Consider the following 15,505-nt stretch of genomic DNA (forward strand, 5'->3'; position numbering starts at 1 on the left):
CATGAAAACTTCCCCCACCCCCACAACACCGACTGCGGTCAGATCGCGTTGTGGCCGTGCGGGACCGCCGGGCCCCTGGCGTGCTCGGCGAAGGTGGACAGCTGCGACTGGCGGAGGCGAGCCCGCTCGTCGCGGGTCATGCCGTTGACGGCCTCCGTGCTGCGCGAGTACGCCTCGATGACGTTGGCCAGGCCCTTCGCGTTGCGCTCCAGGGCGACGCGGTCGATGTTGCCCAGGTGGTCACCGGCCTGGTGGTAGTTCGCGTCGTAGGCGACACCCGCGGTGCCTCCCCACTTCGCGACCTGCTCCTCGGTCTTGACGCCCTCGGCCCCGGTGAACAAGCCGCCCGCCGGGATCCCGTTGGCGATGAACTCGCCGTAGTCGGAACGCCCGTCGAAGTCGGTGCCCTCCAGCTCCACGCCCTGCGCGGCCATCGCGGCCGCGAGGTCCTGCTCGATCTGGCCAGAGCCCTGCGGGCCGGGACCCGAGCCCTCGGCGTCCGAGTCGTCGCCGTCGTAGGCGAAGTAGCCCGCGTTCGGCGAGCCGATCATGTCGAAGTTCAGGTACAGCGCGATGTCGAGCTGCTGCTCGAAGGTCAGGCTCTGCACGTACTGCGTGGAACCGACCAGACCCGATTCCTCGGCGCCCCACCAGGCGAACCGGACGGCGTTCTCGGACTGCGGGCTGCCGCCCATCCGCAGCGCGGTCTCCAGCAGTCCGGCGCTGCCGCTGCCGTTGTCGTTGATGCCCGGGCCCTCCGGAACGCTGTCCAGGTGGGCACCCGCCATCACGACGTTGTCCGGACGACCGGTGCGGGTCTGCGCGACGACGTTGCGGGTCGTCACCGACTCCAGCCGCGACTGCACGTCCAACTTCACCTCGGCGCCCGCCTGACCGGCCAGGGCCTGGCCCGTCTGCATCGTCACGCCCGCGCTCGGAATGCGCGCGTCCGCGGGGTCGCCGAGCGTGCCGTTGAGCGGCCCCTCGACGTTGTTGTAGACGATCGCGCCTGCGGCGCCGAGATCCGCCGCGATCCGCTGCTTGTCGGCGAAGGTGCACGAGCCGCGCTGGATCAGCACAACCGAACCTGCCACGTCAGCGGGGAAGTCGGTGGCCTCGCAGCCGGGGGTCTCGTCGACCGCGGCGACCGACAGCGGAGCCGTGATCCCGCCCTGCGGAGTGGCCGGGGAGTACTCCAGCGCGTCGCCCTCGGTCGGCTGACCAGCGACCGCGAGGCTGAAGGAATCCAGGTAGAAGGCGTCGTAGGTGAACTCCGGGGTGGTCACGTCGAAGCCCGCTCGGCGCAGCTTGTCCGCGACGTGGTCCACGCTCGCCTCGTACCCGGGAAGCCCGGACGCGCGGTTCCCGCCGTGGGTGTCGGCGATCCGCTGCAGCGCGATCAGGTGGCGGTTCACCGCGTCGCCCGTGATCTGGTCACCGAGGCCCGCGGGTGCGGCGGAAGCCGGGGCGATGGCGGCCAGTGCCGCCGCGCAGGTGGCGGCCAGTGCGGTGACCGCGCGTCTGGATGTGATGGTTCGCGAACTCATCATGCTCCCCGATTTTCGTGTGGATTGGGTGAATGTCCGATCCAGTCAACCGACCCCGGCCGAGTTGGAGAAGTGGGAATCTTTCCCATATTTACCGGCTCGGGGCCGCGTCCTCGGTTTTCGCGCCGCCCGCGGCTGACTACCGTCACGGGCATGCATGGGATTTCAATCCGCGAGCCCGGTGACCCCGACGTTCTGGTGTGGACCGAACACCCGGACCCCCAGCCCGCCCCCGGTGAGGTGGTCATCGACGTCGCCGCCAGCGCGATCAACCGCGCCGACCTCGCTCAGCGCCAAGGCAACTACCCGCCGCCCCAGGGCGCAAGCGACATCCCCGGACTGGAGTGTTCCGGCACGATCGCCCAGCTCGGCGAGGGCGTGACCGGCTGGAACGTCGGCGACGAGGTGTGCGCGCTGCTGGCCGGCGGCGGGTACGCCGAGCGGGTGGCGGTCCCGGCGGCCCAGGTCCTGCCCAAGCCCGCCGGGGTGGACCTGGTGGAGGCCGCCGGCATCCCCGAGGTCACCTGCACGGTCTGGTCGAACGTGGTCATGGAGGCCGGGCTGCGGGAAGGGCACCTCTTCCTGGTGCACGGCGGCGCGGGCGGCATCGGGACCTGCGCCATCCAGATCGCCAAGGCCCTGGGCGCCCGGGTCGCGGCCACCGCGGGGTCGGCGGAGAGCCGCGCGCTGTGCGCGGAGCTGGGTGCCGATCCGGTGATCTCCTACCGCGACGAGGACTTCGTCGAGGTCGTCAAGGAGCTCGGCGGCGCGAACGTCATCCTGGACAACATGGGGGCGTCCTACCTGGACCGGAACCTCTCCGCGCTGACCACCGACGGGTTCCTGGCCGTGATCGGGATGCAGGGCGGCAACAAGGCCGAGCTCAACATGGGCAAGATGCTGATGAAGCGCCTCCGCATGTCGGCCCTGGGCCTGCGCGGACGTCCCGTCGAAGGTCCGAACGGGAAGGCGACCATCGTCGCCGACGTCCGGAGTCGTCTCTGGCCGCTGATCGAGAGCGGCGACGTCCGGATCCCGGTGCACACCCGCGTTCCGATGGCCGAGGCCTCCCGCGCCCACGCCACCCTCGAATCCGGCGACGTCCGGGGCAAGATCCTCCTGGTCCGGTGACGCGGTGGTGGGATTCGACTGTCGCGCGAAGTTCGGCCTCGAAGTCCGGGGCTCGGATGTCGCGCGACGTTCGAATCCCCGCTCGGTCAGGTGAGGCGGGCGACGGCGTCGAGGAGCAGGTCGACCTCGGTGGTGTTGGTGTAGTGGGCCAGGCCCACCCGGACCGCTCCGCCCACCTCGGCCGCGCCCAGCGCCGCGAAGACGCCGTGGGCGCCCGGGTCCGCGAAGGCGCAGATCCCCTGCTCGGCCAGGTGCGCGACGGCGTCCTCCGCCTTGACGCCGTTGATCGTGAAGGCGACCGACGGGATCCGGCGCATCGCGTCGCCGATGAGCATCACCTCGGGCAGCTTGCGCAGCCCGTTGGTCAGGGTGGTCAGCAAACCCGCCTGGTAGGACTTCACCGAGCGCAGCGAGGTCAGCAGCCGCTCGCGGCGCGGTCCGATGGCCGCGTCGTCGAGGCCGGCGAGGTAGTCCACCGACGCGACCAGGCCCGCGAGCAGCGGATACGCGTGCGGCCCCATCTCCAGCCGCTCCGGGCCCCGAGCGCTGTGGTCCAGGGCCACCGAGGGCAGGTGGTCGAGCATCGCCGGGTCGCGGAAGGCCAGCGCGCCCACCTGCGGGCCGCCCCAGGCGGACGCGTTGACCGCCACCACGTCGGCGCCGAGCTCGGTGACGTCCAGCGGCACGAAGGGAGCGGCGGACGACGCGTCGACGACCAGCAGCGCGTCGTGCTCGTCGGCGGCCTCCGCGGCGGGCCGGATGTCCGGCCGGGTGCCGACGGCCCCCGAGGCGGCGGTGATCGCCACGACCTTGGTGCGCGGCGTGACCAGCTCGCCGTACTGCCAGGTCGGCAGCTCGCAGGTCTCGATGTCGATCTCGGCCCAGCGCACGGTGGACCCGGAGCGCTGGGCGGCGCGCTGCCACGGGTCGACGTTGGCCGGCGAGTCCAGCCGGGAGACCACGACGTCGTCGCCGATCAGCCAGCCCTCCCCCAGCGCGTCGGCGAGCCGTCCGAGCAGCACGGCCGAGTTCGGCCCGAGCACCACGCCGGAAGGCTTGGCCCCCACCAGATCCGCGATCGCGCGACGAGCGGCCTCCACGATCGCCTCGGCGCGCTGCGAGGCGGGGAAGTTCCCGCCCGGGCCGGAAACCGGGGCCCGCAGCGCGGTCGACGCCGCCGTGGCCACCTGCTCGGGCACCTGCATGCCGGCCGGGGTGTCCAGGTGCACCCACCCGTCGCCGAGCGCCGGGAAGAGTCCGCGAACCGCCGCGACGTCGAACGACATGCTGCGACATTACTGAAACGCCGGGCTCGGCGAAGCCTCAGGGTGGCCGTTGCGGGATCGTTAGCCGATCCGTTTCCCCAGCGCTGCGGGTGAGTCGGCACGACTGGTCATGCTCCCGCGCGGCAGACTGGAATGATGGGACCGATGAACGAGCAAGAGCGTCCGCAGGTGTTCCTGGTCGGTGAGGACGGCAACCCCGTGGGTGCCGGTGCCGCCGGAACCGACGAAGAGGCCCCGGAGCAGGGCGAGGACATCAACGGCCTGGTCGAGCAGCCGGCCAAGGTGATGCGCATCGGCACCATGATCAAGCAGCTGCTGGAGGAGGTCCGCCAGGCGCCGCTGGACGAGGCCAGCCGCCACCGGCTCAAGGAGATCCACCAGTCCTCCATCCGCGAGCTGGAGCAGGGCCTGGCGCCGGAGCTCATCGAGGAGCTGGAGCGGCTGTCGCTGCCGTTCGCGCAGGAGAGCACGCCCTCGGACGCCGAGCTGCGGATCGCCCAGGCGCAGCTGGTCGGCTGGTTGGAAGGCCTGTTCCACGGCCTGCAGACCGCGCTGTTCGCCCAGCAGATGGCCGCCCGCGCCCAGCTGGAGCAGATGCGCCGGGGACTGCCCGCCGGAAGCGCCGAACCGGACATCGGCCCGACCAAGGGCACCGGGCAGTACCTGTAGCCATCCGGACGTAACGGTCGGTAGCGCTCGACGCCGAGCGGGCGCTACTCCTTCGAGTGATGCCCAGGCCGAGGGCGCGTACCGGTGGTCGGTACTCTTTCGCTGTGCATGCTACGAGCACGCTGGATCGCCCCTCGGCACCTTCGGAGATCTCGCCGCGGTCCTGGCGAAAAGCGTTCAAGGACATCAACGATGCCCTCAACCAGCGACAGCTGTGGGCCCACCTCGGCTGGCAGGACATCAAGCAGCGCTACCGCCGCTCCGTCATCGGCCCGCTGTGGATCACCATCAGCATGGCCGTCACGGTCACCGCGCTGGGCCTGCTCTACTCGCAGCTGTTCGGTCAGAAGCTGGAAGACCACCTGCCGTACCTCGCGGTCGGCTTCATCGTGTGGGGCTTCATCAGCAACTGCATCAACGACGGCGCCGAGGTGTTCATCTCCAACGAGGGGCTGATCAAGCAGCTCCCGGCTCCGGTGAGCATCCACGTGCTGCGGTTGATGTGGCGGCAGTTCCTGTTCTTCCTGCACAACCTCGTCGTCTACTTCGTGCTGCTGCTGATCTTCCCGCAGCCGCTGTCGTGGACGCTCCTCCTGGTCCTGCCCGGTTTCGCGCTGATCGCGCTCAACGGCGCCTGGGCGATCATGGTCATCGGCACCATCTCCACCCGCTTCCGCGACATCCCGCCGGTGACGCAGAGCATGGTGCAGCTGATGTTCTTCATGACGCCGATCGTGTGGAACTACGACCAGTTCAAGAGCAACCCGAACCCCGTGATCGCCGAGCGGGCGCAGCTCGCCGAGATCAACCCGTTCATGCACTTCCTGGAGATCGTGCGGCAGCCGATGCTCGGCAGCCCGATCGCCTGGCACCACTGGGGCATCTGCCTCGCGATCACCGTCGTGGGCTGGGCTTTGGCGCTGTTCGTGCTGCGCAACTACCGTTCCCGTGTCTCCTACTGGGTCTGAGTGAGGCCGAAACCATGGTCAGCATCGACGTATGGAACGCGGCGGTCGACTTCCCGATCTTCGACGCGAAGTCCCGCTCGCTGAAGAAGGCCGTCCTCGGCAAGGCCGGCGGCAAGATCGGCACCGACAGCAAGGTGCCGGTCATCGAGGCGCTGCACGACATCAACATGTCGCTGGGCGAAGGCGACCGGGTCGCGCTGGTCGGGCACAACGGCGCGGGCAAGTCCACGCTGCTGCGGCTGCTGTCGGGCATCTACGAGCCGACCCGGGGCAGCGCTCGCGTGGTCGGCAAGGTCGCGCCGGTCTTCGACCTCGGCGTCGGCATGGACCCGGAGATCTCCGGGTACGAGAACATCATCATCCGCGGTCTCTTCCTGGGCATGTCCCGCAAGGAGATGGAGAAGCGGATCGATGACATCGCCGAGTTCACCGAACTGGGCGACTACCTGGCGATGCCGCTGCGCACCTACTCCACCGGCATGCGGGTCCGGCTCGCGCTGGGCGTCGTGACCTCGATCGACCCCGAGATCCTGATCCTGGACGAGGGCATCGGCGCGGTCGACGCGGAGTTCCTGGAGAAGGCGCGGGACCGCCTCAACGACCTCGTGAAGCGATCCGGCATGCTTGTCTTCGCCTCGCACTCCGACGAGTTCCTCGTCGAGCTGTGCAGCACCGCGATCTGGATGGACAAGGGCGGCATCCGCGAAGAGGGTTCGCTGCGCTCGGTCCTGACGCACTACAAGGGCTACGACCCCTTCAAAAACCTCAGTGACGAAACCCTGGCCCGGATCGGCGAATCGCGGGCAACGATCGGGAGCGAAGAAGGCTCATGAGCACCGACTCCGCACAGCAGCTGCCCGCCGGATCCGTAGTCGCGGTCATCGTCACCAGGCATCGCCGTGAGCTGCTGGCCGAGTCCCTGAAGGTCATCGCGAGCCAGACCCGCCTGCCCGACCACCTGGTCGTGGTGGACAACGGTCCCGACCAGTCGGCCTCCGACGTGGTCGACGACTGCCCGGTGCCCTCCACCTACATCGGCTCGCAGCGCAACCTCGGCGGTGCCGGCGGCTTCGCGCTGGGCATGCTGACCGCGCTGTCGCTGGGCGCGGAGTGGGTGTGGCTGGGCGACGACGACGGCCGCCCGGCCGACGAGCACGCGCTGTCCACGCTGCTGGAGGTCGCCGAGAAGCGCCGGCTGGCCGCGGTGTCCCCGGTGGTGGTCAACATCGACACCCCCGACACGCTGGCGTTCCCGCTGCGCCGGGGCCTGACCTGGAAGCGCAAGGTCAACGAGCTGCCCGAGGACTTCCTGCCGGGCATCGCCTCGCTGTTCAACGGCGCGCTGTTCCGCGCCACCACGCTCGACGTCGTGGGCGTGCCGGACTACCGGTTGTTCTTCCGCGGCGACGAGGTGGAGATCCACCGCCGCCTGGTGCGCTCCGGACTGCCGTTCGGGACCACGTTCCGCACGAAGTTCCTGCACCCGGACGGTTCGGCGGAGTTCAAGCCGATGCTGGGCGGCCGGTTCCACGCCCAGGACCCCTCCGACGCCAACAAGCGCTACTACACCTACCGCAACCGCGGTTACCTGCTCTCGCAGCCGGGGATGCGCAAGATCGGCGCGCTGGAGGTCGTCCGGTTCGGCCTGTACTTCGTGGTGCAGCGCAAGGACCCGAAGGCGTTCCGCGAGTGGCTGCGCCTGGTGATCCAGGGGCGCAAGGAACGCTTCTTCCGCCGCTGATGCACGACTTCCGCGAGCGGTCACCGGAACTCCCGGTGGCCGCTCGCTTTTTTGCGCCCACTTCACATCGGACTCGATAACCGGACGATCACGGGACGCTGAGAAAGACCTGAGATCGAACTGAGTTCGCAGCTCAACGCGTTACCGCTGGTGTCGATTCGCACACCTCCGGAATGCCGCGAAAGCGCCCGGACCAGCAACTACTATTCTCCTTTCGTGCTCAGTGGCCAGGAAGACAGCCGCCGAACGGACGACCCTTCGGCGAACAACGGGACCGACCGACCGTCAGCCCGACGGTTGAAGCTCTTCGCGTCCGTTCTGGGGTTGCTGGGCACGGTGCTCGCGCTGGCGGTGCCGTTCCTTCCCGTCAACCACGACATCACGACCCTGAAGTGGCCGACCTCGGAAGGCACCAAGTCGGTGTCGGCTCCGCTGATCAGCTACTCGCCGCTGTGGCTCAACGCCGAGATCCCCTGCGCCTCGGCGCGCAGCCTCGACGCGCGCACCACCGGTCCCGCCGTCGTGCTGAGCACCAACCCGCCGTCGTCGGACTACGGCAAGCTCACCGGCCTGACGCTGCAGGTCGACAACGGCCAGCTGACCCTCCTGACCAAGGGCCAACAGGTCGGCACCGCGGCGCTGCCCGCGGGCGACTGCGCGATCTCCCTGCACTCGGACGGTTTCGGCAGCACCGCCAGCGTCGGCGACCAGTCGATCGCCAACTCGCGCGGTGACCAGCGCCCGCAGCTGACGGGCATCTACTCGGGCATCGACGACCGCGTCGACGACGTGCGCGGCCTGTCGTTCGAGGCGCGCGTGGACACCCGTTACGAGAGCCAGGCGACGCCGCTGAAGCTGGCCGTCATCGCGCTCACCGTGCTGGCCTTCATCGGCTCGGTGATCTGTCTGCGCCGCCTGGACGTGCGCGCCGGCCGACGTCCCCCGAAGTGGCTGGCGGTCGGGTGGTGGAGACCGACCTTCCGGGACATCGCCGTCATAGGCTCGCTGCTGGTGTGGTGGGTCGTCGGTGCGATGACCTCGGACGACGGCTACATCCTCAACATCGCGCGCACGCGCGAGAGCTTCGGCTACATCAGCAACTACTACCGGTGGTTCGGCGTCCCGGAGGCACCGTTCGGCTGGTTCTACGAGCTGTACTCGGTGTGGGTGCAGGTCTCCACGGCCACGCCGTGGGTGCGGCTGCCCGCGCTGCTGATGGGCATCGTCAGCTGGCTGCTGATCTCCCGCGAGGTGCTGCCGAGACTGGGCCAGCAGGTCCGGCGCAGCAACGCGGCGGGATGGGCCGCCGCGGCGGTCTTCCTGGCGTTCTGGCTGCCCTACAACAACGGCCTGCGCCCCGAGCCGGTCGTCGTGCTGTTCTCGCTGCTGGCGCTGTGCGCCGTCGAGCGCGCCGTGGCCACCGACCGGCTGATGCCCGCCGCTCTGGGTCTGGTGGTCGCCGCGCTGTCGGTGGGTGCCAACCCGCACGGCATGGTGTCCGTGCTGCCGTTCGTGGCCGCCCTCAAGCCGCTGTTCCAGCTGGTCCGCAAGCGAGCACTGGAGTTCGGCTGGCTGCCGGTGCTGGCACCGATCGCCTCCTCCGGGTTCGTGATCCTGACCCTGGTGTTCGCCGACCAGACCTGGCAGTCGGTCATGGACGCGACCGAGCTGCGCACCGACATCGGCCCGAGCCAGAGCTGGTACGAGGAGCTCAGCCGCTACAACCTGCTGTTCAGCCCCACGGCGGACGGTTCGCTGACGCGTCGGTTCCCGGTGCTGCTGGTCATCCTGTGCCTCGTGACCTGCGCGGTCGTGCTGCTGCGCCGGGGCCGCATCCGCGGTGCCGCGCTGGCTCCGAGCCGGCGCCTGCTGGCGATCACCGCCATGTCCTTCCTCGTGCTGGTGCTGACCCCCACCAAGTGGTCGCACCACTTCGGGATCTTCGCGGCGACCGGCGGTGCGCTGGCAGCGCTGACCGCGCTCGCCACCAGCAGCACCGTGCTGCGCTCCAGGCGCAACCGGGCGGTGTTCCTCGCGGGGCTGCTGGTGATCCTGGCGTTCGCCGCCACCGGCCCCAACGCGTGGTGGTACGTCTCCGGGTGGGGTGTGCCCTGGTTCAACATGCCGCCGCAGCTCAAGGGCAGGCACCTGAGCACGATCCTGCTGATCATCGCGTTCATCACGCTGGTCGTGGCGTTCGTCGAGCACCTGCGGATCGACCCGCACAACCCGAAGGTCGTCGACGAGCGCTTCACCCGCGAGGAAGGGCGCAGCCGGGCGCTGCGGATGGGCACCGCGCCGCTGTCGATCATCTGCGCGCTGCTGGTGCTGTTCGAACTGGCGAACTTCGGCAAGGTCATCGAGAAGCAGTGGGGCAGTTACAGCCTCGGCGCGGACAACATCAAGCAGATCGTGGGCACCAGCTGCGGCCTGTCCGACTACATCTACGTCGAGACGAACCCGCGGTCCGGGATGTTGCGCGTCTCCCCCGACCAGCCGTCCACGGCGGCGCCGTCGGAGGACAAGGACATCGGCGTCCCGCCCAAGCGGCTGCAGGACAAGGAAGACGCCGACGAGTACATGCGGGCGAAGCTGCAGGGCTTCAACCGGCCCGGCCTGCCGCCGGGCGACGGCACCGACCCGCAGGAACCCAACTGGAAGCCGCCGCACCAGTTCGGCAACGACAACGCACCCGTGTGGGGCAGCTACGACGCCGCTGCCATCGGCACCGGTGAGCTGCGCACCCAGTGGTACGACCTGCCGGAGCGCGCGCAGCGCGGCGAGGTGCCGGTCGTGCTGTCGCTGGCCGGCGCCGAGCTGGGCGCGAACTCGGTGGCGCTGGAGTTCGGCGAGGACTCCCCGGACGGCTTCCGGGTCACCGAGCGCAAGTACGTGGTGCAGCGGGACGGCGGACCGGGCTGGCGGGACTTCCGCTACACCATCGGCGGCAAGTCCGAAGGCGCCACGAAGATGCGCGTCGTCGCCGTGGACAACTCGCTCGGCCCGAACGGCTGGGTGGCGGTCAGCGCCCCGCGCGCGCCGCAGCTGGTGAACATGACCGACTTCGTCGGCGACCAGCCGACGTTCGTGGAGTGGACGGCCGCGCTGGTGCACCCGTGCATGCAGCTTCCGCCCGTGCACCACGGCGTCGCCGAGATCCCGAAGTTCCGGGTCTCCGCGGGTGCCGAGGTCCGCGACATCGGTCAGGGCTGGTCGTCCCCGGACGCCGGCGGGCCGTTCGGCTGGCTGAACGTGGCGACGAGCATGCGCGAGCTGCCGACGTACATGAAGAACAACATCCACCGGGACTGGGGTTCGCTGTACGCGGTCGACCCGTACGACGCGGACGCGGTGCCCGCTCAGTCGGCCATGGACGTCCACACGGAGACGCACTGGGGCCGGTGGTCCCCCGGACCGCTACCGAAGTCGCTGCAGCTGCCGGGCGACGTCCCCAGCTCCGACGACCGCAACGACGTCAAGGGCTTCGAAGCCCCCGAGGAGTCCGACCAGTAAGGCGCGACCTCACCAAGTCCCAGTTTTAGTCCAAACTGAGCCGACATTTCGGACATGATCATGGCTCGGTTTGGACTAAAACTGGGACTTGCCCTGAATTCACCCGGCAGAACTCGGCGTCCCGACCGGGGGACCGCCGAGTCAGAACCGGGGGGCCGCCTGGTCCGCAGCCGCGGGGTGGTCGGGAGCCCGGGTGTGGGGCTCTCCTGTTCTCTTCCGGGGATGGGGGCTGGCGGCTCCCCGGGATGGGGCTGGTGGCTTCCCGGGGATGGGGCTGGCGGCTCCCCGGGATGGGGCTGGTGGCTCGGGTGGTCCTCGCCGGCGCCGTGCGGGGTGCGGTGGGCTGGTCGTAGTGCTGAGCTCGTGTTCGGCGGTGCGTTGGGCGCCTTCGGGTGGAGATGACGAAGGGCGCCCGGCCAGGTGGCCGAGCGCCCTTCGAAGCGGTGTTCGCGTGGGTCAGTCGCGGAAGATGAGGAGCTTGAGCATCACGAAGTTGATCATCGTCCCGAGCCCCTGGGCGATGACCCAGAACAGCGTGAACTGCCAGGCAGCCTGCGCGTCGAACACCACGCACAGCAGCTGGTTGGTGCCGATGTTCACGAAGAACGTCGTGGTGTAGAGCACGGCGAAGGCCCCGGCCTTCGCGGTGGTGTTGCCCTGGCCCGCGCCCTGGAAGGTGAACTTCCGGTTGATCACGTAGGACGCCGTGGTGCCCAGGATGAACGAGATCGACTTGGACAACCAGACCGGCCAGCCCAGCACGCCCAGCAGCAGCGAGTACGTGCCGAAGTCGATGACCGCGCAGCCACCGCCGATCACGATGAAGCGCGTCAGCTGGGCCACGAGACCCAGCTTCTTCTGGTCGGCTGCGGTATCGGCCACTGTCACAGGTTCACCTTCACGTAACGACGGCAGGACCAAACGCCCAGGACCGTCCGCGTCAGGATGCCCTGATCGCGGCACACACGTCCCCCGCGAGTGTAGCGATGACGCTTCGCGATCCCCCGGGGACCGCTCGTACCCGGCGGTAGAAGAACCCGATGCGCGGATAGACTCGGCTGGGTGGGATCGGTAAAGGACGAGTTGCAGACGCTGACCGGCTGGGGACGCACGTCGCCCACCAGGGCACACGTCGTCAGCACTCCGGACGTCGAGGTCATCGCCGAGACGGTCCGGAAGGCGGGCGAACGCGGCGTCATCGCGCGCGGCCTGGGCCGCAGCTACGGCGATCCATCGCAGAACGCGGGCGGCACGGTCATCGACATGACCGCTCTGGACCGCGTGCACAAGATCGATGTCGATGACGCCGTGGTGGACGTCGACGCCGGGGTCTCGCTGGACACCCTGATGCGCCGGCTGCTGCCGCACGGGCTGTGGATCCCCGTGCTGCCGGGCACCCGCCAGGTCACCATCGGCGGTGCCATCAGCTCCGACATCCACGGCAAGAACCACCACTCGCAGGGCAGCTTCGGCAGTCACGTGCTGTCGCTGGACCTGCTCACCGCGGACGGCGAGGTCCGCACCCTCAAGCCCGAGGGCACGACCTCGGAGCTGTTCTGGGCGACGGTCGGGGGCATGGGCCTGACCGGCATCATCGTCAGGGCCACCGTCAAGCTCAAGCGCGTCGAGACCGCGTACTTCGTGGTCGACAACGTGCAGACGAAGAACCTGGACGAGCTGATCGAGCACTTCACCGACGGCTCGGACGCCAACTACGTGTACTCGGTGGCCTGGTTCGACTCGCTCGCCCGCGGGGAGAACCTGGGACGCGCGCTGCTGACCCGCGGCAACTCGGCGAAGCTGGAAGACCTGCCGAAGAAGCTGCGCAAGGACCCGCTGAGGTTCAACGCCCCGCAGCTGATGACCGCTCCCCCGGTCTTCCCGAACGGGCTGGTCAACAAGTACACGATCACCGCGTTCAACGAGGTCTGGTACCGCAAGGCACCGACCAAGCACGGCGCGGTGCAGAACATCACGCAGTTCTTCCACCCGCTGGACCTGGTCGGCGAGTGGAACCGCATCTACGGCCCGAACGGCTTCCTGCAGTACCAGTTCATGGTGCCGTTCGGCCAGGAAACGATGTTCCGCCGGTCCATCGACAAGATCAGCGCCTCGGGCCACGTGTCGTTCCTGAACGTGCTCAAGACCTTCGGCCCGGGCAACGACGCCCCGATGTCCTTCCCCCGGGAAGGCTGGACGCTGACCGTCGACATCCCGATCACACCGGGGCTGGACCGGCTCTGCCAGGAGCTGGACGAGATGGTCCTCGACGCCGGAGGCCGGTTGTACCTGGCCAAGGAGTCGCGGACCACTGCCGAGATGATCGAGAAGATGTATCCGCGCATCGACGAGTGGCGCAAGATTCGCGCCGGAGTCGACCCGCAGGGCATCTTCGTCTCCGACCTTTCGCGAAGGCTGGGCCTGTGACCGCAGCAATGGAGAACCGCACGCTGACCGGTTGGGCACGAACCGCGCCGTCCCGGGCGCGCGTGCTCAGCACGACCGACGTCGACGCCATCGCCGAGGCGGTGCGCACCGCCGACGAGCGGGGCGTCATCGCCCGCGGCCTGGGCCGCAGCTACGGCGACGTCGCGCAGAACGCCGGTGGCGTGGTCATCGACATGACCGCGCTCAACCGCGTTCACGACATCAACCCGGACACCGCCATCGTCGACGTCGACGCGGGCGTGAGCCTGGAAGAGCTGATGAAGGCCGCGCTGCCCTACGGCCTGTGGGTCCCGGTGCTGCCGGGCACCCGGCAGGTCACGGTGGGTGGCGCGATCGCCAACGACATCCACGGCAAGAACCACCACAGCGCGGGCAGCTTCGGCAACCACGTGGTGGCGATGGACCTGCTGACCGCCGACGGCGAGATCCGCACCATCACGCCGAACGGACCGGACGCCGAGCTGTTCTGGGCGACCGTCGCGGGCATCGGCCTGACCGGCATCATCCTGCGCGCCTCGATCCGGATGACCCGGACCGAGACCGCGTACTTCATCGCCGACGCCGACCGGACCGCGAACCTCGACGAGACGATCGAGCTGTTCAACGACGGTTCCGACGACAAGTACACCTACTCGTCGGCGTGGTTCGACTCGATGTCCACCGGCGCGAAGATGGGGCGCGGCGCGTTCGGCCGCGGTTCGCTGGCCACTCTCGACCAGCTGCCGCCGAAGCTGCGCGCCGACCCGCTGAAGTTCGACGCGCCGCAGCTGCTGACGCTGCCGGACGTCTTCCCGCCGCGGCTGGCCAACAAGCTGACCTTCGGCACCATCGGCGAGCTCTACTACTGGAAGACGCCGAAGCGCGGCCGGGACCTGATCCAGAACCTGACGGCCTTCTACCACCCGCTGGACCTCATCGGGGAGTGGAGCCGCGCGTACGGTTCGCAGGGCTTCGCGCAGTACCAGTTCTCGCTGCCCTACGGCAAGGACGAGGACCTCAAGCGGATCCTCCGCAAGGTCGCCGAGTCCGGCCACGTCTCGTTCCTCAACGTCATCAAGAAGATGGGCGAGGGCAACCGGGCACCGCTGTCCTACCCGCACCCCGGCTGGCTGGTGTGCCTGGACTTCCCGATCGTCGACGGTCTGGGCAAGTTCTGCACCGAGCTGGACGAGGACGTGCTGTCCCTCGGCGGCCGGCTCTACACCGCCAAGGACTCGCGGACGTCCGCGGAGACGTTCCACCAGATGTACCCGCGGGTGGACGAGTTCACCAAGATCCGCCAGACCATTGACCCCGAAGGCAAATTCGCCTCAGACATGAGCCGGAGGCTTGAGCTGTGATCGACGCTGTTGGCAACCCCCAATCCCTGCTGGTGCTCGGCGGAACCTCGGACATCGCCCTGACCACCGCGAAGCAGTACGCGCAGACCCGCCCGCTGCGCGTCGTGCTGGCCGACCGGCCCGAGGAGTCCGAGCGGCTCGAAGCCGCCGCCGAAGAGCTGCGCAAGACCGGCAGCACGGTGTCGATCCTGCACTTCGACGCCCGCAAGCCGGAGACGCACTCCGAGGTCATCGACAAGGCCTTCGCCGACGGAGACGTCGACGTCACCCTGATCGCCTTCGGCATCCAGGGCGACAACGAGAAGGGCTGGACGGACTTCGAGGCCGCCCGCGCCGTCGCCGACATCAACTACGTCGCCCCGGTGGGCCTGGGCGTGCTGCTGGCCAACAAGCTCAAGAAGCAGGGCCACGGCAGCATCGCGGTGATGGCCTCCCCGGCCGGCGAGCGCGCTCGCCGCTCGAACTTCGTCTACGGCTCCTCCAAGGGCGGCCTGGACATCTTCTACACGGGCCTCACCTACGCGCTCGAGGAGCACGGCGTGAAGGTCACCGTGATCCGGCCGAACTTCGTGCACACGAAGCTGACCGCGGGCATGAAGCCGCCGCCCATGTCGCAGACCCCGGACCAGGTCGCCGCGTCGATCATCGACGGCGTCCGCAAGGGCAAGGCAGAGGTCTACGCGCCCGGCCAGATGCGCTGGGTCATGTTCGTGCTCAAGCACGTTCCGCGCTTCATCTTCAAGAAGCTGCCGTTCTGATCGAACCGGCTTCGGCCGAACGGGGCCGTCGGGTGAATCCCGGCGGCCCCTTTCGCTTTTCCCGGGTTGACCGGCCCTCGGGACGAGGTCCAGAATTCGAGTCC

At 68.9% G+C, this 15,505-nt stretch carries 12 protein-coding genes; 9 read left to right on the forward strand and 3 right to left on the reverse strand.

Features of this window, described 5'->3' with window-relative positions:
* Nucleotides 1–38: 38 nt before the first annotated feature.
* Nucleotides 39–1,547 carry a M28 family metallopeptidase gene (locus FHU35_RS15875; RefSeq protein WP_145740389.1) on the reverse strand — a complete coding sequence of 503 codons (1,509 nt, stop codon included), beginning with the start codon at nucleotides 1,545–1,547 and terminating at the stop codon, nucleotides 39–41.
* 153 nt (nucleotides 1,548–1,700) lie between these two features.
* On the opposite strand from FHU35_RS15875, the gene FHU35_RS15880 reads away from it, so the two are divergent.
* Nucleotides 1,701–2,678: an NAD(P)H-quinone oxidoreductase gene (locus FHU35_RS15880; RefSeq protein WP_145740392.1), complete on the forward strand. Its 978-nt coding sequence runs from the start codon at nucleotides 1,701–1,703 to the stop codon at nucleotides 2,676–2,678.
* Nucleotides 2,679–2,764: 86 nt separating this feature from the next.
* Here FHU35_RS15880 and FHU35_RS15885 read toward each other — a convergent pair whose 3' ends face one another.
* The gene (locus FHU35_RS15885; protein ID WP_145740394.1) at nucleotides 2,765–3,964 is read right to left on the reverse strand and encodes a cysteine desulfurase-like protein; all 1,200 of its coding nucleotides are present in this window, start codon (nucleotides 3,962–3,964) and stop codon (nucleotides 2,765–2,767) included.
* Nucleotides 3,965–4,099: 135 nt separating this feature from the next.
* Between FHU35_RS15885 and FHU35_RS15890 the strand changes: the two genes are divergently transcribed.
* From FHU35_RS15890 to FHU35_RS15910, 5 genes are all read left to right on the forward strand, one after another.
* A complete protein-coding gene (locus FHU35_RS15890; RefSeq protein WP_425474142.1) occupies nucleotides 4,100–4,633 on the forward strand; it encodes a bacterial proteasome activator family protein in 534 nt (177 codons plus the stop codon).
* A gap of 104 nt (nucleotides 4,634–4,737) precedes the next feature.
* Nucleotides 4,738–5,601: a galactan export ABC transporter permease subunit Wzm/RfbD gene (gene wzm / locus FHU35_RS15895; protein ID WP_246110347.1), complete on the forward strand. Its 864-nt coding sequence runs from the start codon at nucleotides 4,738–4,740 to the stop codon at nucleotides 5,599–5,601.
* Between the two features lie 14 nt (nucleotides 5,602–5,615).
* On the forward strand, nucleotides 5,616–6,434 hold the full coding sequence (gene wzt / locus FHU35_RS15900) for a galactan export ABC transporter ATP-binding subunit Wzt/RfbE (RefSeq protein ID WP_145740400.1): 819 nt from the start codon (nucleotides 5,616–5,618) through the stop codon (nucleotides 6,432–6,434).
* Nucleotides 6,431–7,342, forward strand: coding sequence for a galactofuranosyltransferase GlfT1 (gene glfT1 / locus FHU35_RS15905; RefSeq protein WP_145740402.1), 912 nt, complete (start codon nucleotides 6,431–6,433; stop codon nucleotides 7,340–7,342). The genes wzt and glfT1 overlap by 4 nt, the downstream gene beginning before the upstream one ends.
* 297 nt (nucleotides 7,343–7,639) lie before the next feature.
* Nucleotides 7,640–10,855 carry an arabinosyltransferase domain-containing protein gene (locus tag FHU35_RS15910; RefSeq protein ID WP_484336722.1) on the forward strand — a complete coding sequence of 1,072 codons (3,216 nt, stop codon included), beginning with the start codon at nucleotides 7,640–7,642 and terminating at the stop codon, nucleotides 10,853–10,855.
* A gap of 456 nt (nucleotides 10,856–11,311) precedes the next feature.
* On the opposite strand, the gene FHU35_RS15915 is transcribed toward FHU35_RS15910, so the two are convergent.
* The gene (locus FHU35_RS15915) at nucleotides 11,312–11,743 is read right to left on the reverse strand and encodes a GtrA family protein (protein WP_145740406.1); all 432 of its coding nucleotides are present in this window, start codon (nucleotides 11,741–11,743) and stop codon (nucleotides 11,312–11,314) included.
* A gap of 174 nt (nucleotides 11,744–11,917) precedes the next feature.
* Between FHU35_RS15915 and dprE1 (FHU35_RS15920) the strand changes: the two genes are divergently transcribed.
* The 3 genes from dprE1 (FHU35_RS15920) to dprE2 are packed head-to-tail and all read left to right on the forward strand — an operon-like array spanning nucleotide 11,918 to nucleotide 15,401.
* Nucleotides 11,918–13,282, forward strand: coding sequence for a decaprenylphosphoryl-beta-D-ribose oxidase (dprE1, locus tag FHU35_RS15920; RefSeq protein ID WP_145740408.1), 1,365 nt, complete (start codon nucleotides 11,918–11,920; stop codon nucleotides 13,280–13,282).
* 8 nt (nucleotides 13,283–13,290) lie between these two features.
* Entirely contained in the window at nucleotides 13,291–14,643 is a 1,353-nt protein-coding gene (gene dprE1 / locus FHU35_RS15925; RefSeq protein ID WP_145741414.1) for a decaprenylphosphoryl-beta-D-ribose oxidase, read from the forward strand.
* Nucleotides 14,640–15,401, forward strand: a complete 762-nt coding sequence (gene dprE2, locus FHU35_RS15930; protein ID WP_145740410.1) for a decaprenylphospho-beta-D-erythro-pentofuranosid-2-ulose 2-reductase — start codon at nucleotides 14,640–14,642, stop codon at nucleotides 15,399–15,401. Before dprE1 (FHU35_RS15925) ends, dprE2 begins: the two co-directional genes overlap by 4 nt.
* The last annotated feature ends 104 nt before the right edge of the window (nucleotides 15,402–15,505 follow it).

Origin of the sequence: Saccharopolyspora dendranthemae (assembly GCF_007829955.1) — a bacterium.
Classification (GTDB): Bacteria; Actinomycetota; Actinomycetes; order Mycobacteriales; family Pseudonocardiaceae; genus Saccharopolyspora; species Saccharopolyspora dendranthemae.

What these genes read in the sequence shown, in the direction of transcription:
- wzt (WP_145740400.1), top strand. Translation starts at nt 5,616, where the DNA reads ATGGTCAGCATCGACGTATGGAACGCGGCGGTCGACTTCCCGATCTTC.
- dprE1 (WP_145741414.1), top strand. Translation starts at nt 13,291, where the DNA reads ATGGAGAACCGCACGCTGACCGGTTGGGCACGAACCGCGCCGTCCCGG.
- FHU35_RS15885 (WP_145740394.1), bottom strand. Translation starts at nt 3,964, where the DNA reads ATGTCGTTCGACGTCGCGGCGGTTCGCGGACTCTTCCCGGCGCTCGGC.
- FHU35_RS15880 (WP_145740392.1), top strand. Translation starts at nt 1,701, where the DNA reads ATGCATGGGATTTCAATCCGCGAGCCCGGTGACCCCGACGTTCTGGTG.
- FHU35_RS15875 (WP_145740389.1), bottom strand. Translation starts at nt 1,547, where the DNA reads ATGAGTTCGCGAACCATCACATCCAGACGCGCGGTCACCGCACTGGCC.
- glfT1 (WP_145740402.1), top strand. Translation starts at nt 6,431, where the DNA reads ATGAGCACCGACTCCGCACAGCAGCTGCCCGCCGGATCCGTAGTCGCG.
- FHU35_RS15890 (WP_425474142.1), top strand. Translation starts at nt 4,100, where the DNA reads ATGGGACCGATGAACGAGCAAGAGCGTCCGCAGGTGTTCCTGGTCGGT.